At 65.5% G+C, this 26,218-nt stretch carries 21 protein-coding genes and 1 pseudogene; 8 read left to right on the top strand and 14 right to left on the bottom strand.

From position 1 onward, the window contains the following. Window positions 1–91: 91 nt before the first annotated feature. Entirely contained in the window at window positions 92–5,965 is a 5,874-nt protein-coding gene (gene uvrA / locus AC2YJX_RS05090) for an excinuclease ABC subunit UvrA (RefSeq protein ID WP_487255464.1), read from the bottom strand. Window positions 5,966–6,148: 183 nt separating this feature from the next. Between uvrA and AC2YJX_RS05085 the strand changes: the two genes are divergently transcribed. Together AC2YJX_RS05085 and AC2YJX_RS05080 are read left to right on the top strand one after the other, a co-directional pair. Further along, complete coding sequence (locus tag AC2YJX_RS05085) at window positions 6,149–7,264, top strand: ABC transporter substrate-binding protein (protein WP_487255463.1); 1,116 nt, start codon at window positions 6,149–6,151, stop codon at window positions 7,262–7,264. Between the two features lie 129 nt (window positions 7,265–7,393). After that, window positions 7,394–8,515 (top strand): annotated as a pseudogene (locus tag AC2YJX_RS05080) (ABC transporter substrate-binding protein). A 164-nt stretch (window positions 8,516–8,679) separates the two neighbouring features. On the opposite strand, the gene AC2YJX_RS05075 reads toward AC2YJX_RS05080, so the two are convergent. Both AC2YJX_RS05075 and AC2YJX_RS05070 read right to left on the bottom strand, forming a co-directional pair. Further along, window positions 8,680–8,871 carry a hypothetical protein gene (locus AC2YJX_RS05075; RefSeq protein ID WP_055393051.1) on the bottom strand — a complete coding sequence of 64 codons (192 nt, stop codon included), beginning with the start codon at window positions 8,869–8,871 and terminating at the stop codon, window positions 8,680–8,682. A 305-nt stretch (window positions 8,872–9,176) separates the two neighbouring features. Beyond that, on the bottom strand, window positions 9,177–10,838 hold the full coding sequence (locus AC2YJX_RS05070) for an MFS transporter (protein WP_228896065.1): 1,662 nt from the start codon (window positions 10,836–10,838) through the stop codon (window positions 9,177–9,179). Between the two features lie 311 nt (window positions 10,839–11,149). Here AC2YJX_RS05070 and AC2YJX_RS05065 point away from each other — a divergent pair, with 311 nt between their 5' ends. Beyond that, complete coding sequence (locus AC2YJX_RS05065) at window positions 11,150–11,641, top strand: hypothetical protein (RefSeq protein WP_487255462.1); 492 nt, start codon at window positions 11,150–11,152, stop codon at window positions 11,639–11,641. A gap of 98 nt (window positions 11,642–11,739) precedes the next feature. On the opposite strand, the gene AC2YJX_RS05060 is transcribed toward AC2YJX_RS05065, so the two are convergent. The 4 genes from AC2YJX_RS05060 to AC2YJX_RS05045 are packed head-to-tail and all read right to left on the bottom strand — an operon-like array spanning window position 11,740 to window position 15,061. Continuing rightward, window positions 11,740–13,857 (bottom strand): sodium:solute symporter family protein, encoded by a 2,118-nt coding sequence (locus AC2YJX_RS05060; protein WP_487255461.1) that lies wholly within the window; start codon window positions 13,855–13,857, stop codon window positions 11,740–11,742. Continuing rightward, window positions 13,854–14,114, bottom strand: coding sequence for a DUF4212 domain-containing protein (locus AC2YJX_RS05055; protein ID WP_228896060.1), 261 nt, complete (start codon window positions 14,112–14,114; stop codon window positions 13,854–13,856). Before AC2YJX_RS05055 ends, AC2YJX_RS05060 begins: the two co-directional genes overlap by 4 nt. A 48-nt stretch (window positions 14,115–14,162) precedes the next feature. Beyond that, entirely contained in the window at window positions 14,163–14,774 is a 612-nt protein-coding gene (locus AC2YJX_RS05050) for a tetratricopeptide repeat protein (protein WP_487255460.1), read from the bottom strand. Next, on the bottom strand, window positions 14,765–15,061 hold the full coding sequence (locus tag AC2YJX_RS05045; RefSeq protein WP_487255459.1) for a hypothetical protein: 297 nt from the start codon (window positions 15,059–15,061) through the stop codon (window positions 14,765–14,767). The genes AC2YJX_RS05050 and AC2YJX_RS05045 overlap by 10 nt, the downstream gene beginning before the upstream one ends. A 263-nt stretch (window positions 15,062–15,324) precedes the next feature. Here AC2YJX_RS05045 and AC2YJX_RS05040 point away from each other — a divergent pair, with 263 nt between their 5' ends. Both AC2YJX_RS05040 and AC2YJX_RS05035 read left to right on the top strand, forming a co-directional pair. After that, window positions 15,325–17,244 (top strand): DUF294 nucleotidyltransferase-like domain-containing protein, encoded by a 1,920-nt coding sequence (locus AC2YJX_RS05040; protein WP_487255458.1) that lies wholly within the window; start codon window positions 15,325–15,327, stop codon window positions 17,242–17,244. Between the two features lie 5 nt (window positions 17,245–17,249). Further along, window positions 17,250–17,915: a 3'-5' exonuclease gene (locus tag AC2YJX_RS05035; RefSeq protein WP_487255457.1), complete on the top strand. Its 666-nt coding sequence runs from the start codon at window positions 17,250–17,252 to the stop codon at window positions 17,913–17,915. Window positions 17,916–18,097: 182 nt separating this feature from the next. Here AC2YJX_RS05035 and AC2YJX_RS05030 read toward each other — a convergent pair whose 3' ends face one another. The 5 genes from AC2YJX_RS05030 to AC2YJX_RS05010 form a co-directional block, all read right to left on the bottom strand. Next, window positions 18,098–18,760: a 2-hydroxychromene-2-carboxylate isomerase gene (locus AC2YJX_RS05030; protein ID WP_487255456.1), complete on the bottom strand. Its 663-nt coding sequence runs from the start codon at window positions 18,758–18,760 to the stop codon at window positions 18,098–18,100. A 3-nt stretch (window positions 18,761–18,763) separates the two neighbouring features. Then, window positions 18,764–19,036, bottom strand: coding sequence for a DUF1289 domain-containing protein (locus AC2YJX_RS05025; protein ID WP_228896048.1), 273 nt, complete (start codon window positions 19,034–19,036; stop codon window positions 18,764–18,766). Next, window positions 19,033–19,551: a YbaK/EbsC family protein gene (locus AC2YJX_RS05020; protein WP_055393041.1), complete on the bottom strand. Its 519-nt coding sequence runs from the start codon at window positions 19,549–19,551 to the stop codon at window positions 19,033–19,035. The genes AC2YJX_RS05025 and AC2YJX_RS05020 overlap by 4 nt, the downstream gene beginning before the upstream one ends. A 165-nt stretch (window positions 19,552–19,716) precedes the next feature. Beyond that, the gene (locus tag AC2YJX_RS05015; protein WP_487255455.1) at window positions 19,717–20,625 is read right to left on the bottom strand and encodes a hydroxymethylglutaryl-CoA lyase; all 909 of its coding nucleotides are present in this window, start codon (window positions 20,623–20,625) and stop codon (window positions 19,717–19,719) included. 98 nt (window positions 20,626–20,723) lie between these two features. After that, complete coding sequence (locus tag AC2YJX_RS05010; protein ID WP_487255454.1) at window positions 20,724–21,641, bottom strand: LysR substrate-binding domain-containing protein; 918 nt, start codon at window positions 21,639–21,641, stop codon at window positions 20,724–20,726. A 110-nt stretch (window positions 21,642–21,751) separates the two neighbouring features. Here AC2YJX_RS05010 and AC2YJX_RS05005 point away from each other — a divergent pair, with 110 nt between their 5' ends. The 3 genes from AC2YJX_RS05005 to AC2YJX_RS04995 all read left to right on the top strand — a co-directional run bounded on the left by AC2YJX_RS05005 (window position 21,752) and on the right by AC2YJX_RS04995 (window position 24,714). Then, window positions 21,752–22,750 (top strand): 3-hydroxyacyl-CoA dehydrogenase family protein, encoded by a 999-nt coding sequence (locus AC2YJX_RS05005; RefSeq protein WP_487255453.1) that lies wholly within the window; start codon window positions 21,752–21,754, stop codon window positions 22,748–22,750. After that, window positions 22,747–23,604, top strand: a complete 858-nt coding sequence (locus tag AC2YJX_RS05000) for a beta-keto acid cleavage family enzyme (protein WP_487255452.1) — start codon at window positions 22,747–22,749, stop codon at window positions 23,602–23,604. Before AC2YJX_RS05005 ends, AC2YJX_RS05000 begins: the two co-directional genes overlap by 4 nt. 81 nt (window positions 23,605–23,685) lie before the next feature. Continuing rightward, the gene (locus AC2YJX_RS04995; protein WP_487255451.1) at window positions 23,686–24,714 is read left to right on the top strand and encodes a Bug family tripartite tricarboxylate transporter substrate binding protein; all 1,029 of its coding nucleotides are present in this window, start codon (window positions 23,686–23,688) and stop codon (window positions 24,712–24,714) included. Window positions 24,715–24,747: 33 nt separating this feature from the next. On the opposite strand, the gene AC2YJX_RS04990 is transcribed toward AC2YJX_RS04995, so the two are convergent. Together AC2YJX_RS04990 and AC2YJX_RS04985 are read right to left on the bottom strand one after the other, a co-directional pair. Then, a complete protein-coding gene (locus AC2YJX_RS04990) occupies window positions 24,748–25,206 on the bottom strand; it encodes a DUF3592 domain-containing protein (protein WP_487255450.1) in 459 nt (152 codons plus the stop codon). A gap of 42 nt (window positions 25,207–25,248) precedes the next feature. Beyond that, entirely contained in the window at window positions 25,249–26,169 is a 921-nt protein-coding gene (locus tag AC2YJX_RS04985; protein WP_487255449.1) for a 2-hydroxyacid dehydrogenase, read from the bottom strand. Between the last annotated feature and the right edge of the window lie 49 nt (window positions 26,170–26,218).

Below are 26,218 nucleotides of genomic sequence, written 5' to 3'. Positions count from 1 at the left end.
GTGCGTAGGACATGGGCCGACAGGGGTGTGCGCCAACCAAATGGCTGGCATGGAGCCACCCCGCCTCTGCCGCCCGCCCCGCTCACATGTCTCAGCGCGCCAGCACCGCCGCCAGCGCCTTTCCAGTATGTGTGCCCGCCGCCACCACATCCTCGGGCGTCGCGGCTGCCACGATGCGCCCGCCTGCGTTGCCACCTTCAGGGCCCAGGTCCAGGATCCAGTCAGCCTCGGCGATCACATCCAGGTCGTGCTCGATCACGATCACGCTGTGGCCGCCGTCGACCAGGCGGTGCAGCACGCGGATGAGCTTGTCCACATCAGCCATGTGCAGGCCCACGGTGGGCTCGTCCAGCACATACAGCGTGTGCGGCGCCTTCTGGCCTCGGCGGCCCACCTCGTCGCGCACCTTGGTGAGTTCGGTGACGAGCTTGATGCGCTGCGCCTCGCCACCGCTCAAGGTCGGCGACGGTTGGCCCAGCGTGAGGTAGCCCAGGCCCACGTCCTGCAAGAGCTGCAGCGGGTGCGCAATGCTGGGCATGGTGGCGAAGAAGCCCACGGCCTCGTCCACCTCCATCTGCAGTACGTCGCCAATGCTCTTGCCGCGCCAGGTCACGGCCAGCGTTTCGGGGTTGAAGCGCGCGCCGTGGCAGGTCTCGCAGGGCACCTTCACATCGGGCAAGAAGCTCATCTCAATGGTGCGCACGCCCGCGCCTTCGCAGCCGGGGCAGCGACCTTCGCCGGTGTTAAAGGAAAAGCGCCCGGCGGCGTAGCCGCGGGCCTTGGCCTCCAGCGTTTCGGCAAACAGCTTGCGGATGGTGTCCCAGAAGCCGATGTAGGTGGCGGGGCACGAACGCGGCGTTTTGCCGATGGGTGTCTGGTCCACTTCGAGCACGCGGTCGATGCTCTCGAAGCCCGACAGGCCCGTGCAACCGACCAGTGGCGGCGCCTTGCCCGCGTCCATGGCATCGCGCCCGGCCTTGGTACTGCGCTGCTGCACCCAGGCCTGCACATTGGCCAGCAGCACATCGCGCGCCAGGGTCGACTTGCCCGAACCGCTCACGCCCGTCACGGCCACCAGGCGGTGCAGTGGCACGGTGGCCGTCACGTTCTGCAGGTTGTGCAACTGCGCGCCATGCACCGTAAGCCAGCGCATGGCGGCACGTTCCTTGGCCTCGGTCAGCGCGTCTGCGGCCAGCGATGCGGCCTGGGCCGCGCGCTTCTTGACGGCAGCGCTCTGTCGGCCGGTAGGCGCCGCAGCTTCGGCACGGGCAAAGGCGGCCGTGGCCTCGGCACTGACCTCGCTGGCCGACATGCTGCGGCGCAGCTGCAGCGGATGCTTCATGGCGTGCAGCAGGTAGCGGCCGGTTTGCGAATCTTCGGCGCCCGTGATGTCGGCCACGCTGCCCTGCGCCACCAGGCGCCCGCCACGTTTGCCCGCGCTGGGGCCAATGTCGATGATGTGGTCGGCGCGGCGGATGGTGTCTTCGTCGTGCTCCACCACCACCAGCGTGTTGCCCTTGTCGCCCAGTTTGTGCAGGGCGTTGAGCAGGATCTGGTTGTCGCGTGCATGCAGGCCAATGGTGGGCTCGTCGAGCACGTAGCAAACCCCCTGCAGGTTGCTGCCCAGCTGCGCGGCCAGGCGGATGCGCTGCGCCTCGCCACCGCTGAGCGTGGGCGCGCCCCGGTCGAGCGTGAGGTAGCCCAGGCCCACTTCTTCGAGGAATTCGAGGCGGCTCTGGATCTCGGGCACCAGATCGCGGGCGATGTCGCCTTCACGCTGGGTCATGCCGCCTTCGATGCGCAGGGTCTCGATCCATCGGCGCACATCGGTGACTGACAAAGCTGCGATGTCGGTAATGCCCACTCCCGCAAACTTCACCGCGCGGGCCGTGGCGTTCAGACGCGTGCCGTGGCATGTGGGGCAAGCTGTGTCCTGCAAATCTTCCACCTCGGGCTCGGCAAAGGTCTGCTCGCGGCCCTTTTCCTTGTCGTCTTGTACCGAGTCGTCGAACACCTTGCGCTGGTCTTTGGTGAGCTTGACGCCCGTGCCCACGCAGTCGGGGCACCAGCCATGCTTGCTGTTGTACGAGAACAGGCGCGGGTCCAGCTCGGCATAGCTGGTGGCGCACACCGGGCAGGCACGCTTGGTCGAAAAGGCTTGCAGATGGCCAATACCGGCCGTGGGCAAGCCGCCCTCCATGGCCGCAGCCAGCGTGTCGATGCTGCTCAGCACATGCACCACGCCCTTGCCGTGCGTGAGCGTGTCGGCCAGCGCCTTGCGGAGCTGGGCTTCGTTCTCGGGCGACACATCCAGGCTGGCAACAGGCAGCTCAATGGTGTGCTCCTTGAAGCGGTCGATGCGCGGGAAGTTGGTGGTGGGCAAGAAGTTGCCATCCACGCGCAGGTGCGTGTGGCCGCGCGGGCGCGCCCAGTCCGCCAGCTCGGTGTAGACGCCCTTGCGGTTCATCACCAGCGGCGCAAGCAGTCCGATGTGCTGACCGCGAAACTGCGTGAGCAATTGCGCGGCGATGCTCTCGGGCGTTTGCGGCTGCACGGCTGCGCCGTCTTTGGTGCAGTGCTGGGTGCCCAGCTTGACGTACAGCAGACGCAAGAAGTGCCACACCTCGGTGGTGGTGCCCACGGTGGACTTGCGGCCCCCGCGCGACAGGCGCTGCTCGATGGCGACGGTGGGCGGGATGCCGTACACCGCATCCACCTCGGGCCGACCAGCGGGCTGCACGATGGAGCGCGCATAGGCATTGAGTGATTCGAGGTAGCGCCGCTGGCCTTCGTTGAACAGGATGTCGAACGCCAGCGTGGACTTGCCCGAGCCGCTCACGCCCGTCACCACGTTGAACTTGCCACGCGGAATGTCCACGCTCAGGTTCTTGAGGTTGTGCTCCTTGGCGTTGACGATTTGTATGGCGTTTTTGGCCTCTGGCGCTTTATCCATCAGCGCTGCGCGCTCCTGTTTTCGTAGCGCGGTGGCTTTTTCGTGTACCGAGTGGCCTCCGATGCCCAACGTGAGTTCGTACTCGCGCAGTGCCAGGCCGGTGTGGGACGTGGCGTGCTGGCGCACGTCCTCGGGCGTGCCCTCAGCCACAACCAGCCCGCCCGCGTAGCCCCCCTCCGGCCCCAGGTCGATGAGCCAGTCACTGGCGCGGATCACGTCCAGGTTGTGCTCGATGACGATGAGCGAGTGGCCCGCATCGATGAGCTTGCGCAGCGCGCGCATCAGCTTGGCAATGTCGTCGAAATGCAGGCCGGTGGTGGGCTCGTCGAACAAGAACAGTGTGCCTTTGCGTGCCACGGACTGGCGCGATTTGGAGGCGCTGCGCGCCGCCTCGGCTAGAAAGCCCGCAAGCTTGAGGCGCTGCGCCTCGCCGCCACTGAGCGTGGGCACGGGCTGGCCCAGCGCCACGTATTCGAGCCCCACGTCCACGATGGGCTGCAGGGCGCGGATCACGTCGCGGTCGCCCGCAAACAGCTCGGCCGCCTCGGCCACGGTCAGCGCCAACACATCCGCCACGTTCAGCGCACGCCCTCCCCGCTCGATGGTGATTTCCAGAATCTCGGGGCGGTAGCGCTTGCCGTCGCAGTCGGGGCAGCGCAGGTACACGTCCGACAAAAACTGCATCTCCACATGCTCAAAGCCCGAGCCGCCGCAGGTCGGGCAGCGTCCGTCACCGCTGTTGAAGCTGAACTTGCTGGCGGTGTAGCTGCGCTGGCGCGACAGCGGGGCCACTGCAAACAGCTCGCGGATGCTGTCCCACGCGCCCACGTAGCTCACGGGGTTGGAGCGGGCCGTCTTGCCAATCGGCGACTGGTCGACAAACACCACGTCCGACAAATGGTCGGCGCCCAGCATGCGGTCGTGCGCGCCGGGCGTGTCGGTGGCCTTGCCAAAGTGGCGCAGCAGCGCGGGGGCCAGCACGTCCTGGATCAGGCTTGATTTGCCCGAGCCGCTCACGCCCGTCACCGTGACTAGGCGTTGCAAAGGGAATTCGACCGACACGTTCTGAAGGTTGTGCTCGCGCGCGCCTTCCAGGATGAGGCGCGGTGTGGATTCGGTCACCATGCGTTTGAAGCCAAAACCCACGTGCTTGCGCCCGCCCAGGTAGGCGCCGGTGAGCGTGTCGGCGTTGCGCAAATCGGCCGTGGTGCCGTCAAACACAATCTGCCCGCCCAGGCGGCCGGGGCCAGGGCCCATGTCGATCATGCGGTCGGCCGCGAGCATCACGGCCGGGTCGTGCTCCACCACCACCAGCGTGTTGCCGGCGTCGCGCAGGCGCAGCATGGCCTCGGTGATGCGGTGCATATCGCGCGGGTGCAGGCCGATGCTGGGCTCGTCGAGCACGAACAAGGTGTTGACCAGGCTGGTGCCCAAAGCGGTGGTGAGGTTGATGCGCTGCACCTCGCCGCCGGAGAGCGTGCGGCTTTGCCGGTCGAGCGTGAGGTAGCCAATGCCCACATCGCACAGGTATCTGAGGCGCGTGGTGATTTCCTCGTGCAGCAGTTTCAGCGCCTGCGCATCACCGCCCTTGGCGTCGTCTCCCACGGGCAGTTGCATGCGCGCAAAGAACTGGCGCAGGCGGTCGATGGGCAGCAGCATCAGGTCGTGTAGGCACAGGCCAGGTAGCGCTTCGAGTTGCTCGCGTGACCATTGCACGCCTTCGGGCATAAACCGCTTGCCGGGCTCCAGCACCGCGTCCGCATCCTCGTTGCGGCCAATGCGCCACAGCAGGCTTTCGGTCTTGAGTCGCGCACCCGCGCAGGTGGGGCACGGCGTGTAGCTGCGGTACTTGGACAAGAGCACGCGGATGTGCATCTTGTAGGCCTTGCTCTCCAGGTATTCAAAGAACCGCTTGATGCCGTACCACTGCTTGCTCCACTGCCCGTCCTTGTAGCCCGGCGCGCCGCCGATGACCCACTTCTTCTGGTCCTCCGTCAGCTTGTACCAGGGCGTGTCGCGCGGGATGCCGGCGGTTTCGGCGTGGCGCATGAGGTCGTCCTGCGCCTCTTTCCACGCGGGGGTCTGGATGGTCTTGATGGCGCCCGCGCGCAGCGTGAGCTTGTCGTTGGGGATGACCAGGCCGTAGTCCACCCCGATCACGCGGCCAAAGCCCCGGCAGCTGTCGCACGCACCCATGGCAGAGTTGAACGAGAAGGCGGATGGAATGGGATCGCTGTAGCGCAGGTCGCTGTCGGGGCAGTGCAGGCCGGTGGAGAAGCGCCACAGCTCTGGCTCGCCCTCGTCAACAAGACGATAGACATTCAAGCGCCCCGTGCCGCGCTTGAGCGCGACCTCGATGGCTTCGATCACACGCACTTTCTCGGCATTGCCCAGACGGAACCGGTCGGCCACCACATCCAGCACCTTGCGCGGACCCGTGGGCGTGCCCACTTCGCGCTCGGCCTGCACCTTGGTGAAGCCGCTGGCGGACAGCCATTGCTCGACCTGCTCGGCCGATGTATTGGCGGGGAGTTCGACCGGGAAGGTCAGCACGATGCGTGGATCACTGGCGGCAGCGCAGCGCGCGGCCAGCTCGGCGTAGATGGTCTCGGGCGAGTCATGGCGCACTGGCTGCGCCGTCTGCTTGTCGAACAACTGGCCTGCGCGCGCGAACAGCAGCTTCAGGTGGTCGTTCAGCTCCGTCATCGTGCCCACGGTGGAGCGGCTAGAGCGCACGGGGTTGGTCTGGTCGATGGCAATGGCCGGCGGCACGCCCTCGACCTTGTCCACGGCAGGCTTGTCCATGCGGTCGAGGAACTGGCGGGCGTAGGCGCTGAAGGTCTCCACGTAGCGGCGCTGGCCCTCGGCATAGAGCGTGTCAAACACCAGGCTGGATTTGCCCGAGCCGCTGGGCCCCGTGACCACCGTGAGTTCGCCGGTGCGGATGTCCAGATCCAGGTTCTTGAGGTTGTGCTGGCGTGCGCCGCGGATACGGATCAGTCCCTGGGTCATGGAGGCAGTCTTTTTCGAGGGTGAGGCGGAACATTCTAGGCACCGCAGTGGCGCCCGTCCGGCCTTGCCGCAATACCCTTTGATTGCGGGTCTGCTGACAAGTCCTGTCACCACATCGGGTTATGCCGGTTCGCAAACAGAGCATATTTGTCTAGAGTAGCCCGACAATCCAAGGAGACGACCATGTACAAATGGACAAAATGGGGAGCCGCAGTCGCCCTGGCCGCCGCGCTGTGCGGCGCTGGCCATGCCCAGATCCTGATCGGGCAAACCGCCGGCTTCTCCGGGCAGGTGGCGGCAGGCGTGAAAGAAACCACCGATGGCGCCCTGCTCTATATCGATGCGGTCAACGCCAAGGGCGGCGTCAACGGCCAGAAGATCGAACTGACCTCGCTGGACGACAAGTTCGACCCCAAGCTGGCCGCAGAAAACGCGCGCAAGCTGATCGAGGAAAACAATGTGTCGGCGCTGTTCCTCACACGCGGCACGCCCCACACCGAGGCCATCGTTCCCCTGCTGGAAAAGCACGGCGTGGCACTGGTCGGCCCTTCCACGGGCGCCATGGTGCTGCACCAGCCCGTGCGCAAATACATCTTCAACGTGCGCGCCACCTACCAGCGCGAGGCAGAAAAGGCCATGACCCACCTGGCCTCCATGGGCATTACCCGCATTGCCGTGGTGTATGCCGACGACAGCTTTGGCGCCGATGGCGTGGCGGGGGCGCAAAAGGGCCTGGCGGCGGCCAAGCTCACACCCGTGGTGCTGGAGAAGTTTGACCGTGCCAAGCCTGATTTCGCCCCAGTTGCGGCCAAAGTGGCCAAGGCAGACACCCAGGCCGTGCTGATGATCGCCTCCGGCTCTGCCGTGGTCGATGGCAGCAATGCGCTGCGCGCCGCAGGCTCTGCCGCACAGATCGTGACGCTGTCCAACAATGCCTCGGGCGGCTTCATCAAGAGCCTGGGCAACAACGCGCGCGGCGTGATCGTGACCCAGGTGTACCCCAATGAGCGCGCGGTGACCTACGCCATGGTCAAGGAGGCCCAGGAACTGGCCAAGGCCAAGGGCCTGACGGAAATCAGCCCCGCCATGCTGGAGGGTTTTGCCGCCGCCAAGGTCCTGGTGGAAGGGCTCAAGCGCGCCGGCCCCAAACCCAGCCGCGACAAGATCCACGCGGCCCTGGAAGGCATCAAGAAATTCGACCTGGGCGGGCTGGAGGTGAGCTACGGCCCAGACGACCACACGGGCCTGGACTTTGCCGACCTCTCCATCATCGGTACGGACGGCAGGTTCCGCCGCTAAGAGCCTTCCACCCGATGGCCATAGGTTGCGCAGGCCCGGCTCCGTCCGGGCCTACGTATTTCTACAGTTTATTTGTCACCGTTTGTATCTATATTGACGCCTCCAACAAACAGGCATCTTGGGACAAACATGAGATTGACACACTGGCTTCGCGGGGGCGCTACCCTGGCCGCCATCTTCGCAATAGTGGGCGCAGCCCACGGACAGATTCTCATTGGACAGACGGTGGGCATCACGGGCTCGGCAGCGGCCACGGTGGCCGAATCCATGCAGGGCGCGGCGCTCTACATTGATCACGTTAACGCCCGGGGCGGTATCGCGGGGCAGAAGGTGGAGGTCATATCCCTGGACGACAAATTCGACCCCAAGCTGACCCTCGAAAACACCCGCACTCTCATTGAGGAAAAAGGCGTGATCGGGCTGTTCATGACACGGGGCACGCCCCACACCCAGGGCATCATGCCGCTGCTGGAGCAGCACGGCGTGCCGCTGGTCGGCCCCTCCACCGGCGCCATGGTGCTCCACCAGCCGGTGCACAAGTTCATCTTCAACGTGCGCGCGCCCTACCAGCGCGAGGTAGAAAAGGCCATCACCCACCTTAACACCCTGGGCATCAAGCGCATTGGCGTGGTGCATGTGGACGACACCTTTGGCGCAGATGGCCTGGCAGGTGCACAGCTGGGCTTCAAGGCCAACCAGCTGGAAGCCCTCTTTGTCGAGAAGTTTGATCGTGCAAAGCCCGACTACAGCGCGATTGCACCGCGTGTGGCGCAAAAGCAGCCCCAGGCCGTGGTCTTCATCGGCACGGGCGCGGGGGTGGTGGACGGCATCAAGGCGCTGCGCGCTGCAGGGGTCACGGGGCAGATCGTGACACTGTCCAACAATGCCTCGGGCGGCTTTGTCAAACTGCTGGGCGACCAGGCCCGGGGGGTTGTGGTCACGCAGGTCTTTCCCTCCGAGCGGTCGGTGAACTAGCCGGTGGTCAAGGAAGCCATGGAGCTGGCCCGCGCCAAGAACATTTCTGATCTCACTCCCGCGATGGTGGAGGGCTTCGTCAGCGCCAAGGTGCTGCTGGAAGGTATCAAACGCGCGGGCCCCAAGCCGGACCGCGCCAAACTGCACGCAGGCCTGGAGAGCATCAAGAAGTGGGACCTGGGTGGCGTGGAGCTGAGCTACAGCCCCACGGACCACAGCGGTCTGGTGTTCGCCGACCTTTCCATCATCGGGAGTGACGGGCGCTTCAAGCGATGACACCCTAAGAAACTGAGGCGCCGTGCGGGCTCTTGCCCTGCGCCGCGCCAGAAGCGGTAGGGGCGTGGAGTGTGCGGCCCACCGTGACAGCCCCGCACAAAACAAAAGCCTGCGGCCTTTCGGCTGCAGGCTTTTTTTGATGACTTGGGATGGGGCCCGGCGGCTTATTGCGCGCTGGCCGCAGATGCAGGTGCCGACGCAGGCGCCGCTGCGGGTGCACTGGCAGCGGGTTCGGGCGCATGCACGGCATCTGCACCGTGTTTTTCACCACCCATGTCGGCCTTGTCGCCCGCCGTGATGATCACGTACATCGACAACGCAGCAAACAAGACGAAGCCAACAACAATCTTCCACATATCAATATCTCCTGGGATGGGTTTGTTCAATCAAGGGGCCTGGCTAGGGATGCTGTGCACGATTCGTCGCGCCGTGTGCATCTGCGGTCTCGGGCGGTCTGCCGCGTTGCAAAACCTCGCAATAGCTACGGCTATTGCTGCGTTTTGCGCCTTGCAGCCCATCCCGATCCGCAGCGCACACTTACCGCTCGAATCATGCACAGCATCCCCAGGGTTATGGGTTGTACTGGTGCGCGGACAAGCCCCTTGATGGAACACAGGGCCCGACCCTTGCGGGGCGGGCCCTGTTCACCGGTCAGAACCGATCAGTCGTTGGCGTAGATGTCCACGTCCTTGGTTTCCTTGATGAACAAGCCACCGATCACCACCGTGGCACCGGCAATGATGATGGGGTACCACAGGCCGTTGTACATGTTGCCGGTCTGGGCCACGATGGCGAACGCCGTGGTGGGCAGCAGACCGCCGAACCAGCCGTTACCGATGTGGTACGGCAGGGACATCGACGTGTAGCGGATGCGGGTGGGGAACATTTCGACCAGCATGGCGGCAATAGGGCCGTACACCATGGTCACCAGCAGCACCAGGTAGGTCAGGATCACGGTGACCATGACCTTGTCGATGCGGGCAGGATCTGCCTTGGTGGGGTAGCCCGCAGCCTTCAGTGCATCGGCCACAGCCTTCTTGAACTCGCCATCTTTCTTCTTGGCTTCGTCAGCGGGCAGGCCCTTGCTGGTGTACGAGGCGATGACCGTGTCACCGATCTTGATCGTGGCGGGCGTACCAGCCGCAGCGACGGCGTTGTCATAGCTCACCGAAGCGCCAGCCAGCACCTGCTTGGCGATGTCGCACGAGCTGGTGAACTTGGAAGTGCCGGTGGGGTTGAACTGGAACGAGCATTCCTTGGGGTCTGCCGTCACGATCACCTGGTTCTTGGCCTGGGCTTCAGCCAGGGCAGGGTTGGCCGCCTTGGTCAGTGCGCCGAACACAGGGAAGTACGTCAGCGCGGCCAGCAGACAGCCTGCCAGGATGATGGGCTTGCGGCCAATCTTGTCCGACAGCGAACCGAACACGATGAAGAACGGCGTGCCGATCAGCAGCGAGACGGCCACAAAGATGTTGGCGGTGGCGCCATCAACCTTCAGGGCTTGTGTCAGGAAGAACAGCGCATAGAACTGGCCCGAGTACCACACCACGGCCTGACCGGCGGTCAAGCCTACCAGTGCCAGGATCACGATCTTCAGGTTCTTCCACTGGCCGAAAGACTCGGTCAATGGAGCCTTGGAGGTCTTGCCCTCGGCCTTCATCTTCTGGAAGGCAGGCGATTCATTCATCGACAGACGGATCCAGACCGAGATGGCCAGCAGCAGGATCGACACGATGAACGGAACACGCCAGCCCCAGTCCGCAAAGGCTTCTTCGCCCAGCATGGTACGGGTGCCCAGAATCACCATCAGCGACAGAAACAGACCCAGCGTGGCCGTGGTCTGGATCCAGGCGGTGTAGGCGCCGCGTTTGCCGTGCGGAGCATGCTCGGCCACATAGGTGGCTGCGCCGCCGTACTCACCACCCAGCGCCAGGCCTTGCAGCAGGCGCAGGATGATCAGGATGACGGGGGCCGCCACACCGATGGAGGCATAGGTCGGCAAGATACCCACGATGAAGGTGGACAGACCCATGATCAGGATGGTGACCAGGAACGTGTACTTGCGACCGATCATGTCGCCCAGGCGGCCGAAGAAAATCGCGCCGAACGGACGGACGATGAAGCCCGCTGCGAAGGCCAGCAGCGCGAAGATGAACGCCGATCCGGCATCCAGCCCGCTGAAAAACTGCTTGGCGATGATGGCTGCGAGCGAGCCGTACAGGTAAAAGTCGTACCACTCGAAAACGGTGCCGAGCGACGATGCGAAGATGACCTTGCGCTCTTCGGGCGACATCGGCCGCGGTGCGGGATGGATGGTTGCCATGGTGTCTATGTCTCCTGGTGATTTTTAAGACCGCACAGTGGCGGGCAAGGTCATTCTTCGGGAAGGCACTGACTCTGCTCTGACGCCAAACCAACAGAGGCTTGCGTTAAACTGAACCGATACTTACAAAGTGCCTGCCGTCCTTATGAGCGGGCTTTCAAGCGCACTGGAGCGACTGGACCTTGGGCAGGGAAAACCCCGATTAGGGCCTGTGCGCCCATGCAGTCCACCGGACTCCGTGCACACCAAGCGCCTAAGCGTGCGCTGCCAGCCCGCTTGTGGAGACAACCGTCAACTTTTGCAGGGGCCCCATGCACGCGCACACCGTCCTAAAAAAGACAGATCAAGGGATCGAGGCGATCAAGCACCGCGACCGGGCACTCCCTCCCCGTGAACGTACCACCCTGATCCTGGTGGACGGCAGCAAACGGCTGCAGGACCTGGCCCAGGCCTGTGGCAGCCTCGATGAGGCCTTGCGCATTGGCCAGGCGCTGGTCGACCTGGGGCTGGCATCGGTGGTTTCCGGGGCTGTGGCGCCTCCCTCGCCCACGCACGCCACAACGGGCAACACCCCGGCCACCGCGGCCGCACCGGTTCAGGATCTGCGCACCAGCGCCCGGCGCGCCACCAAGGTCCTTGAAGACCTGCTGGGCCCGGCATGCGAGCCTCTGGCGCTGCAGCTCGAAAAATGCAAATCGGCGGCCGAATTGGAGGCCAAGATCCAGGAGTTGCGCCCCGTGGTGGCCTCCATGCGCTCAGAGAAAAAGGCCGAGGAATTCGTGGCCGCAGCGCTGGGCCGCTGAACCCCAACAACACGCAAAGACCGGCCGATAAAAAAACCCCGCCACGGCCTGGCGGGGTTTTTTATGAACGCTCAGGGCGCCCTCAGGCGCCCGTCCCGTCAGTGTGCAGCACTCGCTGCCGAGGTCTTGCCATCCAGGCTGGGGTAGCGCACATGCTCCACCAGTTCCTGGATTTCCTTGCCCGGGGCCTTGGTGAGCAGCGAGACGATGATGATCACCGCAAAGCCCAGCGGCACACCGAACAGACCTGCCGAGATGGGCGCGATATCCCACCAAGTGTTGGCTTTGACGATTTCCGGCGTGATCGCCGTTCCGTGCGTGAGCTTGTACAGCCAGGGCTGGGTGGTCACCATGTAATAGAAGGTGATGCCCAGACCGGCCAACATCCCCAGCGACGCCCCCCACTTGTTGGCACGTTTCCAGAAGATGCCCAGCGTCAGCGCCGGGAAGAACGCCGCCGCCGCAAACGAGAAGGCCGCCGACACCAGGAACAGGATGTCCGCTGGTTTCTGCGCCGCCACGTAGGCTGCTGCCAGGGCCACCAGCAGGAGCAGCAGCTTCGACACCATCACGCGGCGTGCCGTGGAGGCATTGGGGTCCAGCACCTTGTAGTACAGGTCATGCGACAGCGCGTTGGCGATGGTCAGCAGCAGGCCGTCTGCGGTAGACAGCGCCGCTGCCAGCCCCCCCGCCGCCACCATGCCCGACACCACGTACGGCAGGCCAGCAATTTCAGGCGTGGCCAGCACGATGATGTCGCCACCGATGGAGATCTCCGCCAGCTGCAGGATGCCGTCGTTGTTGATGTCCACCACCGACAGCAGCGATTTGTCGACCGCCGACCAGCGCGCGATCCACTCCGGAAGGCTGGCGAACGGTGTGTTCACCAGCACGGTGTAGACCTCGTACTTGGCCAGCACTGCCAGCGCAGGCGCCGTGAAGTACAGCAGGAAGATAAAGAACAGCGACCAGCTCACCGATTCCCGCGCCTCGCGCACCGAGGGCACGGTGTAGTAGCGCATGAGGATGTGCGGCAGCGCGGCCGTGCCGATCATCAGGCAGAACACCAGCGCGAGGAAGTTCTTGCGTGCAACGTTCTGCGCGGCCTCATCCTTGCCGGGGAACGGCTCGGCATGGCGGATGGGCGGCGCCGACTTGGCTGCATTCGAGGTGCGCGCCGCCGTGTACGCAGTGCGGGCGTCTGCTTCGTTCTTGGGCACTGCGGCAAGCGCGGCGGCAGCGGCGGCGATGTCGGGAGCGGGCGCATTGGCAGCCTTCAGGTCATCCAGCTTCTTCTGCGCTGCCGCCCGGTCGGCCGCCAGCGAAGCATTCACGTCCTTGAGCTTTTCCACGGCCGCATCCGAGCGTGCCTTGTAGATGCCACGCACCTCCATTTCTTTGGGGTCCTTGATCAGCTCGGCCTCTTTGGCGGTCACCTTTTCCAGGGTGTAGCCATACACCGCCTGCGGCACAGGCACGCCCGTGTGTTTGACCGACAGCCACACCACGGGCAGCATGTACGCAATGATCAGGATGATGTACTGCGCCACCTGCGTCCAGGTCACGGCACGCATGCCACCGAGGAACGAGCAGACCAGGATGCCGGCAAGCCCGGCAAAAATACCGATCTCGAAAGCCAGGCCCGTAAGGCGCGAAGTGATCAGGCCCACACCATAGATCTGTGCCACCACATAGGTGAACGAGCACAGGATGGCGGCCCCCACCCCGATCAGCCGGGGAAGGTTGCCCTCAAACCGCGCCCCCAGAAAGTCGGGAATGGTGAACTGGCCGAACTTGCGCAGGTAAGGGGCGAGGAACAGCGCCACAAGGCAGTAACCGCCCGTCCACCCCAGGATGAACGCCAACCCCCCATAACCTGACAGGTACAAGGTGCCCGCCATGCCGATGAAGGAGGCCGCCGACATCCAGTCCGCCCCTGTGGCCATGCCGTTGTAGATGGCCGGCACGCGGCGCCCGGCCACGTAATACTCCGCCGCGTCGTTGGTGCGGCTCATGATGCCGATACCGGCATACAGCAACACGGTGGCCGCCAGAAAAAGGTAGCCGATCCAGTTTTTGGGCAGGCCCATCTGTTCGAGTACCGCCAGCACCAACACAAAGCCGATGAAGCCACCGGTGTACCAGGTGTAGACCTTGTTCAGGCCCTTTTTGAAGTCGCCTTGCGACTGTCCGTCTCCGCCGAAGAGTCCCATCATTCTTCTCCTTCGGCAACGCCGTATTCGATGTCGAGCTTGTTCATGTGGCGGGCGTAGTACCAGATGATCAGGCAGTACACCACCAGGGCGCCTTGGGCAGCCACCCAGAACGAGAACGGCCAGCCGAAGAAGCTGAACGTGAGGTCGCGGGCGAAAAACACCACGACAAAAGTGACAAAGAACCATATGCCCAATAAAAGGGCCGTTATTTGCAGATTTTTGCGCCAGTATTCCTGGTGCTTGGCCGTCAGTTTCATTGCTTGCTCCTCCATGTCGTTAAAAGAACACTCACTCGGACTTCAGCGCTAAAAATCTGTACGCAAACCGGTCTCCCGCTCCAGTTGCGCGGCCACCTTGGGCTCGAATCCTTTCAAATGCCGTATTACGGCGCGTGCCTCCTCGGGCTGGTGCAGATCGACGTGCACACGCGCCATCTGATACCAGCCAAAGGGGCTCATTGGCTGCAGGCCGGTGTTGCGATCCAGGGCCTGCAAGGCCTCCTGAAGCCGCCCCTGCCGCACCAGCACCAGACCCAGGCCATACCAAGCCCGGTCCATTTTTTCGTCGATCTGCAGGGCCGCCCGGAACCCCTCTTCGGCCAGTGCCAGCTGGTCCAGCTGCTCGGCCACATAGGCATGATTGAAGTGGGCATTGCACACCTGGGGCTGCAAGGCCAATGCCTGGGCGTAGTACTGCAGAGCCTGTGTCTTGTGGTCGCTGAGCAGCGCGTCGTAGGCGAGGCTGTTGATCGCCAAAACGTCCTGGGGCCAGCGCTCCAGAATCCGCTCAAACACGGCCTTGGCCGCAGCCTTACGGCCCACAAACAGCAAGGCTTTGGCACGCCAGACCAGCGCCTGACGCTCCAGCCGCTGCGACCAGCGGACGGGGGGAAGGGGAAGGCTCTGGGTCACTGGCATGCCTGTGCTCCCAGCTCCAGACAGAGGTCGATCTTGAGCTTGACGACCAGCACCCAGGCCATGACCAGCCAGCTTGCTGCGGCCAGTGGGATGTGCTGGTCCAGCACCAAGCGCGGGCTTACCTTGCGCGTCAGCCACAGGCAGGGCTTGGCGGCCACGTCCAGCATCTGCCAGAACACATTGGTGTGCCGCTTGGCCCCGGCCAGCAACCCCAACAAAAACCGTCCCACGATGAACATCAGGGACAACTCGATCAGGCTTTTCAGAATGACAACGGTCAGGAGCATGGTGAACTCGATGCCTCGCTGTAAGGAAAAGGAAAGGTGGACGCACTCTGCGCAGGGTGTCTGACCGCTGGCTGACACAGGGCTTATCGCTAACTTACAAATCCCGCAAAAACCCTGCATCTTTTTTTTGCGATGCGATAAATCGGTGGAATCTGAGACGCTCTTGCGGGAAAACACCAAGGGCTCCAAAACCCTTGATCGAGGTCAAGGCGAGGCACATGGAAGGACTTCCCGCGTCGCCGGGCCGGGCATAGACTGCCGCCATGGAAAAGCCGCCCAGTCCGCCACCAGCTGCCAGCGCACAGGCGCCGCTACAGCCATCGCACCACCTGCTGGCCAACTTCCGCCAGGACCTCCGGCAGCACGCCCCTTTTGCCCAGATGCAGGATGCCGAGGTGGATGATTTCCTGTCGCATTGCGAGCAGCAGTATTTCGCCCCCGGCGAGCTGGTGATTGGCCCGGAGAGCGGAACGGTGCAGTCGCTGTATTACGTGCGCCAGGGCGCCGTCACGGGCACCCGGGGGCTGGCCGAGGCGGTGGGCGCTTTCGAGTACGAGGCGGGCGACCTGTTCCCCGTCAGCGCCGCCTGGGCAGGCCGTGCTGTTACGGCCACGTACCGCGCCAACACCGACACCTTTGTGCTGGTGCTGGCCGTAGCCCACATGCACCGGCTGGCCAGCCGCAGCACGGCGTTTGCGCAGTACCTGGGCCAGCGCACGGTGCAGTTCCTCGCGCTTTCGCGCCAGGCACTGCAAGCCGCCTATGCCACCCACGCCGCGGCCGAGCAGTCGCTCGAAACCCCCTTGGGCACACTCATCGGCAAGAAGCTGGTGACCTGCGATGCCAGCACACCGCTGCACACCGCGCTGCAGACCATGCACCAGCAGCGCCTGGGCTCGATGCTGGTGGTGGATGGGGCCCAGCACCCTGTGGGCATCCTCACGCGGTATGACGTGCTGGGCCGCGTGGCGCTGGCCCAGCTGCCGCTGCACACGCCCATTGCGGAGGTCATGGTGCGGCCGGTGCGCACGCTCACCAGTGAACACTCGGCGCAAGACGCAGCCCTGCTGATGTCGCGCCACGGCATCCGCCACGTGCCGATCACCCGCGATGAAGTGGCGATTGGCATGGTGTCAGAACGCGACCTGTTCGCCATGCAGCGGCAAAGCCTCAAAAGCGTGAGCACCGCGCTGCGCTCGGCCACCGACGTAGAGGCATTGCAGGCCTCGGCCCAGGACATCCGCCGCCTGGCACGCAGCCTGCTCGCGCAGGGCGTGCATGCGCGGCAGCTCACATCGATGATCAGCCACCTCAACGATGTGCTGACCGAACGACTGGTGCAGCTCAAGGCCGAAGAATTTGGCATCGATCTGAAATGGCTGTGCTGGCTGTGCCTGGGCTCCGAGGGGCGGGCGGAGCAGACCATTGCCACCGACCAGGACAACGCGATCATTCTGAACAACGACGTGTCCGACGAGTCGCGCGAAGCGATTCGGCACTTTGCGCATGCCGTCAACCTGGCGCTGGACGCCTGCGGCTACCCGCTGTGCCGGGGCGGCATCATGGCGGGCGAAAGCGCCTGCTGCCTCAAGCTCGACGAGTGGCGCGAGCGCTTCGGGCACTGGGTGGCGCAGGGCTCGCCCCAGGACCTGCTCAACGCCTCCATCTACTTTGACTTCCGGCCCCTGTGTGGCGATGTGGCGCTGGCCCAGGCGCTGCGCGCCGACGTGACGCTGGCCGCGCGCAACAGCCCGCGCTTTCTCAAGATGCTGGCCCACAACGCCCTGGGCCGCAGCGTGCCGCTGAACTGGCGCGGCGCCATAGACACCGACGAGCATGGCGCGCTGGACCTGAAGCTGCAGGGCACGGCGCTGTTTGTGGACGCTGCGCGCATCTACAGCCTGGCATTGGGAATGCACGAGACCAACACGCGGCTGCGCCTGGAGGCCGCTGGCGCGCAGTGGCGCCTGCCCGAGACGGAAACCGGCGCCTGGGTGGGCGGCTTCGAGTTCCTGCAGATCTTGCGCCTGCGGGTGCAGCTGGAGGCCGGAGAGGCTGAAGCCGCTCCACCCAACCGCATTGTGGTGGCCGGGCTCAACGACATCGACCGGCGCATCCTGCGCGAATCCTTTCGCGTGGCGCGGCAGCTCCAACAAAGGCTGCAGTTGGACTACGACCGGTAGCCGCCATGCGCTGGCTGGAGCCGATCAGGCGCGCCCTTGGGCATGCCCCCGCCTACACCGGCAGCCGCTGGGTGATGCTGGACGTGGAGACCAGTGGCCTGGACATGCGCCATGACCGCCTGCTGGCCATTGCCGCCATTGCGCTGCGGGTGGACTGGCAGCGCCGCACGCTGAGCGTGGCGCTGGGCGACAGCTTTGAGGTGGTGGTGCAGCAGGACGAGACATCGAGCAAGGACAACATTCTGCTGCACGGCATTGGAGCGCAAATGCAGCGCAACGGCATGCCCGCCGCCCAGGCGCTGCAGGCCTTTGAAAACTATGTGCAAGACAGCCCGCTGCTGGCCTTCCACGCGGCCTTTGACCGCAGCATGATCAACCGCCATGCACGCCAGCACCTGGGGCATGGCCTGCCCAACCCCTGGGTGGATGTGGACCACCTGTGCGCCGTCACCCACGAGCAGGTGCGCGCCCGCGCGCTGGACGACTGGATGGCGCACTTCGGCATCCGCTGCGCCGTGCGGCACCAGGCCGCCGCCGACACCCTGGTGGAATGCGACCTGCTGCAGCGCATCTGGCCCCGCGTGGCGGCGCAGTGCAGCAGCTGGGCCGACGTGCAGCGACTGGCCGCCCAGCACCGGTGGCTGGCCCGCCACCGGGATGGCAGCGGGTGAGGATGGCACGGCGTCGGGCCTCAGAGGCTGAGAGTTCTTTAGCCAAGCCCGAAAGGCGCGCGAAAACGCCGCGGATCTAGGCGCAAAGCACAGCCATAGCTCGGGCTATGGCGAGCATTTGCAACGACGAGCCGGGGCGTTTTCGCGTGCAAGGCGGGCATGGATAAAGAACTCTCAGCCTCTTAGCCCTGCTTGAGGCCTGAAGGAAGCAGCTCGGGCGCAGCCCAGCGTGCCTCGCCTTCAGCCCCGGCAAACCAGTCGTCACCTTCCAGGTAGGCGCGCAGCATGGGCAGGCCATCCAGCCCCCAGAAAACCTTGCCGTCCACCACAAACGAAGGCACACCAAACACACCCACCGCCTGCGCGGCCTCGGTGTTGGCGCGCAGCAGCGCCTTGGGGCCCTCGCTGTGCATGTCCTGCCCCGGGCGGATTTGTTCGGCCAGATCGGCCGCCAGCGCGGCCAGGCGCTCGGCGTCCAGCGCGTCGTGCCCGCCCTGCCACACATGGCGCAGCACGGTACCCGCCACATAGCGGTTGATGCAACCGTCGTCGCTGCAGGCCAGCGCCTGGCGCAGCAAGGGCAGCGGGTTGAACGGGTGGCGTGCTGGCATCTGCAGCGGCGTGCCCTGCGCGTGGCCCAGCCAGGTCACGTGGCGGTAGGTCCAGGCGCGCTTGGGCGCAATGCCCGCGGGCCCAGGGTTGGCATGCTGCTGCAGCAACGCGCCCAGCAGCACCGGGCGGTATTCGACGCTGTAGCTCAGGTCCACCAGCGCCTCGGGCAGGCGCTCAAAGGCCAGCCAGGCGGAAGGCGAAATGAAGTCGAGGTAGAACGTGATGTGTTTCATGGCTCAGCCTTCTGCGCTTTCTGGCTGCACCGGCACGGCAATGCCCGCCCGGTCCAGCAACTGGCGCCAGATGCCCCGCCGCAGGTGCGAGTCGGCACGCGACCAGATGCGGATCTCGTCGAGGGAGCGAAAGCAGCCCTCGCAGTGGCTGCGGTCGGGCGACATACGGCAGACCGAGATGCAGGGCGAGGGCACGGCCTCGGTGCTTTCAGCATCAAAATGGCCACCAGCGCTTATCTGCAAAGCGCGAACAGCTAGCAATTCTATAGCATTCATGCCGCAGACTCAGGTGCAACCACCTGCACCACATCCACCACGGGTGCACCCGTCAGCCGCTGAAGATCGCTGGGGTGCAGCGCAAACACACCATGCGGATGCCCCGCCGCCGCCCACACCACCTCAAAGCGCAGCAGGTCCTGGTCGATCAGCGTGACGGGCGGCGTGGCGTGCGCCACGGGCGACACACCGCCGATGGAAAAGCCCGTGCGGCTTTTCACGAAGTCGGCATCGGCGCGGCCGATCTTGCCGCCCACGTGGGCCTCCACCTTTTTCTCATCCACCCGCCGGTCGCCCGAGGTGACCACCAGCACGGCCACATCATCGCTCTTGCGGCGAAAGATGATGCTCTTGGCAATCTGCCCCACGGCAATGCCCAGCGCATCGGCCGCCTGCTGCGCGGTGCGCGCTGCGTCGTCCAGCATCTGCGGCCGGTGGGGGTGGCCCAGGGATTCCAGCGCTGCAGCCACGCGCTGCACACCTTCAGGCAGATTTTTCAGTTCAGCTCCACACATCGTTTCTTACTCCGAAATCACAATCGTCCCAGGTATTTTGACCGCATGGCGCCAGCCCCGGCCGACGCGCCGGCAGCACAGGCCCTGCCGGACCAGCGGGTGCATCCCTTTCGCACTGGGAGCGATGCGGCTGAGATGCGTCAGCGTCTCAGCGGCAGTGGCCTATTACCCCGCACGTTTGGTCAATAGCGCGTTGGCAGCGCGGGAGTTGGGCTTGCGGCCCAGAAAGTCGCTAATGTAGGCACCCGCGTCGATGAGCTTGTCGAGGTCGATGCCCGTCTCGATGCCCATGCCCTGCAGCATGTACACCAGGTCTTCGGTGGCCACGTTGCCGGTGGCGCCCTTGGCATAGGGACAGCCGCCCAGCCCGGCCACGGACGACTGGAAGTTCCACACGCCCAGCTCCAGCGCGGCCAGCGTGTTGGACAGCGCCTGCCCGTAGGTGTCATGAAAGTGGCCCGACACCTCGTCGATGCCAAAGTGCTGCAACGTGGCCTCCAGCGCCTTCTGCACCTTGCGCGGCGTGCCCACGCCGATGGTGTCGGCCACGTCCACACGCTGCACGCCAATGCCCTGGAGCAGGCCCGCCAGGTACGCCACACGCTCAGGGGCAATGTCGCCTTCGTACGGGCAGCCCACGGTGCAGCTCATGGCGCCGCGCACACGGATGCCAGCGGCCCGTGCGGCCTCCACCACGGGGGCAAAACGCTCGATGCTCTCGGCAATGCTGCAGTTGATGTTGCGCTGGCTGAAGGCCTCGCTGGCCGAGCCGAAGACGACGATCTCGTCGGGTTTGTCCAGCACGGCAGCCTCAAAGCCCTTGAGGTTGGGCGTGAGCACCGAATACGCGACGCCGCTCTGGCGGGTGATACCGGCCATCACCTCATGGTTGTCGGCCATCTGCGGCACCCACTTGGGACTGACGTAGCTGGTGACTTCGATCTCTTTCAGGCCCGCCTGCTGCAGGCGGTGCACCAGCTCGATCTTGACGGCGGCGGGCACCGGGGTTTTTTCGTTCTGCAGGCCGTCACGGGGGCCAACGTCGATGAGGTGGACGCGGGAGGGAATGCTCATGGGGCTACCAAGGGTGGATCAAGGAATGCCGCCATTGTCTCGCCACCGCCTCCACAGGACCACCCCATATCGTGCCAGACCATTCGCCGGACGCGCCATCAGCCAGTACGGGTGCCATCACCCGCCACCTCTTGCCGCAGCAGGGCCACCATGGCCTGCGCCGCCAGCGATAGCGGCCGCCCCCGGAGCGTGATCAGCCCGATGGGCCGGTGCAGCACGGGCGCCTTGAGCGCTCGCGTGACCACCTCGGGCCTGCGCACCACCTGGGCGGCCAGTTCGGGCAGCGCGCTCACGCCCAGCCCCGCAGCCACCATGGCCGCGATGGTGGCCAGGTGTTCCACCTCATAGCGCGGCGCAAAACGGATGCGGTGGGTCAGCAAGGCTTCTTCCGCATACTGCCGCACGCTGGTACCTGCGGGCATGGAGATGTGCGGCAGCTCGGCCACATCCGCCCAGGCAATGGCGCTGCGCCCTCGGGCCAGCGGGTGCGTGCGCCCCATCAGCAGCACAAAGCGGTCGGACACCAGCGGGGTGTAGTCCAGGTCGGCATAGGCGGGGTTGGCAGCCGTGAGGGCAAAGTCCACCCGCCCGGCCCGCACCATGTCAAACGCCGGGCCGGCCAGGCTGTCGATCAGTTCCATCTGCACGCCAGGGTGCTGAGTGGCGAACCGGGCAAACGCGCGGGGCACGGCCCCGGCTGCCAGCGACGGCAGCGCCGCCAGGGCAATGCGCCCCACCTGCAGCTGCGCCACCTCCTGCACGCGGCGCACGGTCTCCTCCATCTGGTGGCGCAGAAACCGCGCCTGCTCGGCAAACACCTCGCCCGCCAGCGTGAGCTGCACCGTGCGCGTGGTGCGCTCGAACAGGCGCACATCCAGCATCTCCTCCAGCCGCGCCACCGTGCCCGACACCGCCGACTGCGACAGGTGCATCTGCAAGGCCGTGCGCCGAAAGCTCAGCGTCTCGGCCAGGGAGAGGAACACATCCACCTCGCGGGCGGACCAATTGATCTTCATAGCCGATCAGTCTATCGAAAAAGACGTCTGGACCGCGCAATGCGAGCCCCCTAGACTGAATTCAACGCAAGCACACCGCTTGAGCAGGTTAAGAGCAACGAGGAGACACGATGGAGAACAGTTCGCCGCGCAACGCGCGCACCGTGGTGGTAGGCGGAGGCACCATGGGGGCCGACGTGGCTGTGGTCCTGGCCCGGGGCGGCGCGCAGGTCACGGTGGTGGACCCCCACGCCGCACGACGCGACCACTTGCTGCCCCACATTGCGCAGGAGCTGGCCGCTGCCGGCCAGGCCACCCACGCCGGCCCGGTGCAGGTGTGCGCCAGCCTGCAGGATGTGGACTGGAGCGGCGTGGTGCTGGTGGTGGAATGCATCACCGAGCAACTGGCCGCCAAGCAAAAGCTGTTTGCCGAGCTGGAAACCGTGGCGCCCCCCAACGCCGTGCTGACCAGCAACAGCTCGGGGTTTCCTATCAGTGCCATCGCCCAGGGGCTGGCCACGGCACAGCGCATGCTGGGCCTGCACTTCTTCATGCCCGCCCACCTTGTGCCGCTGGTGGAGGTAGTGCTGGGCGGGCGCAGCGACCCGGCCCTGGGCACCTGGCTGCACGCCTTCATGCGTGGCTGCGGCAGCGTGCCGGTGCTGGTCAAGAAGGACAAGCCGGGCTTTCTGGCCAACCGCATGCAGCATGCGCTCTCGCGCGAGGCGTTTGCGCTCATCGACGAAGGCATTGCCTCGCCCGAAGACGTGGACGCCGCCGTGCGCTTTGGTTTTGGCTTCCGCTTTCTGGCGGCCGGGCCGGTGCTGCAGCGCGACCACGCGGGCATTGAGGTGCACACCGCCGCCGCAGCCACCATGTACCCCACGCTCTCGAACACCGACATACCCGCCCAGGCCCTGCGCGACAAGGTGGCCCAGGGCCAGCTCGGCATGAAGACCGGCAAGGGCTTTTTCGACTGGCCCGAAGACCGCAAGCAGGCCGAACGCGCGCGCTACGACACGCTGCTGCGCCAGGGCCTGGCCCTGCTTGCCAGCGAGCTGCCCACCATCGATCCCCCCACCGACACGTCACCGACGGACACCCCAACGACCACTGGAGCCCGCGCATGAGTGCATCGCCCGCATCACCCACCATTGCCAGCCAGTGGGTTGACCCGCTGATCGTGACCGTGGCGCCCAACGGCGCCTACAAGCAGCCCGCCGACCACTCCGCCGTGCCCATCACACCGGCCACGCTGGCCACCACGGCCAAGGTCTGCCTGGACGCGGGAGCGGCCATGCTGCACATGCACATACGCGACGCGCAAGGCCGCCACAGCCTCGATGTGGAGGGCTACCGCGAGGCGCAGCGCGTGGTGCGCCAGGCTGTGGGCGACGCGATGGTCATCCAGATCACCAGCGAAGCCGCAGGCGTGTACCAGGCCCCCGCGCAGATCGCCATGGTGGAGGCCCTGCAACCCGAGGCCGTGTCCATCGGACTGCGCGAAGTGGACAAGCCCGAGATCGGCGAAGCCGGACTGCAGCGCTTCTTCACCGGCCTGGCCCAGCGCCGCACCATGGTGCAGGTCATCCTGTACGACGTGTCCGACCTGCGCCGCTGGCAGGCGCTGCGCGCCAGTGGCGTGGTGCCGGATGCGCCTTGGTTCCTGCTGTTTGTGCTGGGCCGCTACAGCGCGGGCCAGACCTCCAGCCCGCGCGACCTGCTGCCTTTTCTGAACGCCCATGACGGCAACGAGCCCTGGGCCGTGTGCGCCTTCGGGGCGGCAGAGAACGCCTGCGTGGCCGCCGCCGCCGTGTTTGGCGGCCACGCCCGCGTGGGGTTTGAAAACAACCTGCTGTGCAAGGACGGCAGCGTGGCCCCCGACAACACCGCGCTGGTGCGCCAGGCCGTCGAAGCCGCCGCCGCGCTGGGCCGCCCGCTGGCCACCGCCGCCGACATCCGGCAGCGTTTTGGCGCAGGCTGAGCGGCACCGCTCCATCGCGCCCCCATCCATTGACATCAACCCGCAGCAGACGGGTTTTATCCATCCCCACAGGAGACAGACATGCACCACCGCCACCTTTACTCGTCCACGCCTAGCACCGCCCGGCGCACCGTGCTGCACGCAGCCCTTGCCGTGCCCCTGGCCCTGGGCATCGCAGGTCACGCAGCGGCGCAGACGGCCGCCACCGCCTTCCCCAGCAAGACCATCCGCTTTGTGGTGCCCTACCCGCCCGGCGGCCCCACCGACCTGATGGCCCGCATGCTGCAGCCCGAGCTGCAAAGCCGCCTGGGTGTACCTGTGGTGGTGGACAACAAGGGCGGCGCTGGTGGCAACACCGGCAGCGCGGAGGTGGCCAAGCAGGCGCCAGCGGACGGCCACACGCTGCTGCTGGCCGCCAGCGGCCCGATGGCGGTCAACCCCTCGCTGTACGCCAGCATGCCGTTCAACCCGCTGACCGATCTGGCGCCGGTGATCCAGCTGTCGGCATTCCCGCTGGTGCTGGAAGTGCATCCCTCGCTGGGCGTCAAGACGTTTGCCGAGTTCCTGGCCATGGCCAAGGCCGGCAAGCCGGTGCTGAGCTACGCGTCGGCCGGCAACGGCACCCCGCAGCACCTGGCGGGCGAGCTGTTCAACACCACTTCGGGCGTGAAGATGGGGCACATCCCCTACCGGGGCGCTGGCCCCGCGCTCAACGACCTGATCGGCGGACAGGTGAACGTGATGTTTGACATAGTCGGTAGCTCCCTGCCCCACATTCAGGCGGGTAAGCTCATCCCGCTGGCCGTCACATCCAGCGAACGTGCCAAGGTGCTGCCCAATGTGCCCACCATGGCGGAGGCTGGCATTGCGGGCTACCAGATCACCGGCTGGCATGGCATTGCGGTGCGCGCTGGCACCCCGCAAGCCACCGTCGACAAGCTCAACGCCACGGTGAACGCGATCTTCAAGGAACCCGCCTTCCGCGCCAAATGGGAAGCCATTGGCACGCCTGCGGTGGGGGGCACGGCGGCAGATTTCGGGGCGCTCATCAAGGCCGACGCGCAGCGCCTAGGCAAGCTGGTGCGCGATGCCGGCGTGACGGTGGATTGAAAAGGCACACCCTCTGTGCCCGCGCACAGAGGGCTATGCGACAGACCTGGGGCGCAAGCGCAGCAACAGCCAGCCCACTGCCATACCGATGGCGCTGGAGAGCAGCATCACTGCACCCATCACGATCTTCACGGTGGTGGAACTGCGGATTTCCGCCTGCGCTGGGTCCTTGGCGGAGTAGCGCACCGAGACGGTCTCACCCACCTCGTGGATGGCCTGCTGCTGGCGTGCGACCGAGTCTGTGAACCGGAATCTCCGCCCATCGCCCGCCACAAACTCCACAATGCTTTTCTTGGCAAGCCCCCGGCGGTGGGATGGGCCTGTCATGATTTCTTCATGCGCCACCACCCGGCCCTTGGCGGTGTGCGTGTCGCCCAGCATGTTCATGCCAGAGGCCAACAACCACGCCGCACCCAGCGCGGTCAAGGCGCTGGGCACCAGCAGGATCCAGCCCAAAAGGCCAAAGAAGCGGCGGAAGGTGGAGGTGCTCATGCCTGCCATTCTCCACGCTGGCGAGCGCGTGGACCGGCGGCCTCAGTAGCCTCTCACGGGGCTCACAATGCCTGCCACGGCCTCGCCGCGCTCCAGCGCCACCATCTTGCGCGCGATCTGCGCAATGCTTTCGTCGCGCAGCGTGCGCGCTGACGTATGGGGCGTGATGGTGATGCGCGGGTGCGTCCAGAACGCATGCCCTGCGGGCAGCGGCTCGGTGCGGAACACATCGAGCGTGGCGCCTGCCACGTGGCCGCTGTCGATGGCGGCCACCAGGTCTTCGTCCACTAGGTGCGCGCCGCGCGCCACATTGATCACGTAGGCACCCGGCTGCAGGCGAGCGAGCGTGCCCTTGTTGATGACGTTGGTCGTATCGGGCGTGAGCGGCAGCAGGTTGACCAGGACGCGGCTCGCGGCCAGAAAGTCATTGAATTGATCTGCGCCCGCAAAGCCGCGCACGCCGTCGATGGCCTTGGGGCTGCGGCTCCAGCCATTGATCGGAAATTCAAACTGCGCCAGCGCCTTGGCAACCCGCTCGCCCAGCACGCCCAGGCCCATCACGCCGATGGGGTAGTCGCTGCGCAGGCGCGGCTTGCGGTAGCCCCAGCGGCCCGCCTGGGTGTCGGCCTCATAGCCGTCAAACTCACGGAAGTGGCGGATGACCGCGTGGCACACGTACTCGGCCATCTGCACCGCCATGCCTGCGTCGTCCAGGCGCACCACCAGGGCCTTGGGAGGCAAGCGCAGCTTGAGGAGGGCATCCACCCCCGCGCCAATGTTGAGCAGGGCTTTGAGCGCTGGCTGTTCGTCCATGAACTGCTGGGGTGGTGCCCAGACCACGGCGTAGTCGGCCTTCGGGGCGCCGGATTGCCAAACAGAAATCTCAGCGCCGGGCAGCGCGGCGGCCAGGCCCTGCAGCCAGGGTTCGGCCTTGGTGTCGGTACAGCAAAAGGTGATTTTCATGGGGCCCAAGCGTAGCCGCATTGAGCCCCCTGCGCTGTCACCTGCAGAC

The organism is Acidovorax sp. SRI_002, from assembly GCF_057586455.1.
Note: the sequence above shows the minus strand (reverse complement) of the source record. Positions and strands in the feature narration are given on the sequence as shown.

Bases quoted from the DNA above. Each gene is read 5' to 3' on its own strand.
- uvrA (WP_487255464.1), bottom strand. From the start codon at position 5,965: ATGACCCAGGGACTGATCCGTATCCGCGGCGCACGCCAGCACAACCTC.
- AC2YJX_RS05085 (WP_487255463.1), top strand. From the start codon at position 6,149: ATGTACAAATGGACAAAATGGGGAGCCGCAGTCGCCCTGGCCGCCGCG.
- AC2YJX_RS05075 (WP_055393051.1), bottom strand. From the start codon at position 8,871: ATGTGGAAGATTGTTGTTGGCTTCGTCTTGTTTGCTGCGTTGTCGATG.
- AC2YJX_RS05070 (WP_228896065.1), bottom strand. From the start codon at position 10,838: ATGGCAACCATCCATCCCGCACCGCGGCCGATGTCGCCCGAAGAGCGC.
- AC2YJX_RS05065 (WP_487255462.1), top strand. From the start codon at position 11,150: ATGCACGCGCACACCGTCCTAAAAAAGACAGATCAAGGGATCGAGGCG.
- AC2YJX_RS05060 (WP_487255461.1), bottom strand. From the start codon at position 13,857: ATGATGGGACTCTTCGGCGGAGACGGACAGTCGCAAGGCGACTTCAAA.
- AC2YJX_RS05055 (WP_228896060.1), bottom strand. From the start codon at position 14,114: ATGAAACTGACGGCCAAGCACCAGGAATACTGGCGCAAAAATCTGCAA.
- AC2YJX_RS05050 (WP_487255460.1), bottom strand. From the start codon at position 14,774: ATGCCAGTGACCCAGAGCCTTCCCCTTCCCCCCGTCCGCTGGTCGCAG.
- AC2YJX_RS05045 (WP_487255459.1), bottom strand. From the start codon at position 15,061: ATGCTCCTGACCGTTGTCATTCTGAAAAGCCTGATCGAGTTGTCCCTG.
- AC2YJX_RS05040 (WP_487255458.1), top strand. From the start codon at position 15,325: ATGGAAAAGCCGCCCAGTCCGCCACCAGCTGCCAGCGCACAGGCGCCG.
- AC2YJX_RS05035 (WP_487255457.1), top strand. From the start codon at position 17,250: ATGCGCTGGCTGGAGCCGATCAGGCGCGCCCTTGGGCATGCCCCCGCC.
- AC2YJX_RS05030 (WP_487255456.1), bottom strand. From the start codon at position 18,760: ATGAAACACATCACGTTCTACCTCGACTTCATTTCGCCTTCCGCCTGG.
- AC2YJX_RS05025 (WP_228896048.1), bottom strand. From the start codon at position 19,036: ATGAATGCTATAGAATTGCTAGCTGTTCGCGCTTTGCAGATAAGCGCT.
- AC2YJX_RS05020 (WP_055393041.1), bottom strand. From the start codon at position 19,551: ATGTGTGGAGCTGAACTGAAAAATCTGCCTGAAGGTGTGCAGCGCGTG.
- AC2YJX_RS05015 (WP_487255455.1), bottom strand. From the start codon at position 20,625: ATGAGCATTCCCTCCCGCGTCCACCTCATCGACGTTGGCCCCCGTGAC.
- AC2YJX_RS05010 (WP_487255454.1), bottom strand. From the start codon at position 21,641: ATGAAGATCAATTGGTCCGCCCGCGAGGTGGATGTGTTCCTCTCCCTG.
- AC2YJX_RS05005 (WP_487255453.1), top strand. From the start codon at position 21,752: ATGGAGAACAGTTCGCCGCGCAACGCGCGCACCGTGGTGGTAGGCGGA.
- AC2YJX_RS05000 (WP_487255452.1), top strand. From the start codon at position 22,747: ATGAGTGCATCGCCCGCATCACCCACCATTGCCAGCCAGTGGGTTGAC.
- AC2YJX_RS04995 (WP_487255451.1), top strand. From the start codon at position 23,686: ATGCACCACCGCCACCTTTACTCGTCCACGCCTAGCACCGCCCGGCGC.
- AC2YJX_RS04990 (WP_487255450.1), bottom strand. From the start codon at position 25,206: ATGAGCACCTCCACCTTCCGCCGCTTCTTTGGCCTTTTGGGCTGGATC.
- AC2YJX_RS04985 (WP_487255449.1), bottom strand. From the start codon at position 26,169: ATGAAAATCACCTTTTGCTGTACCGACACCAAGGCCGAACCCTGGCTG.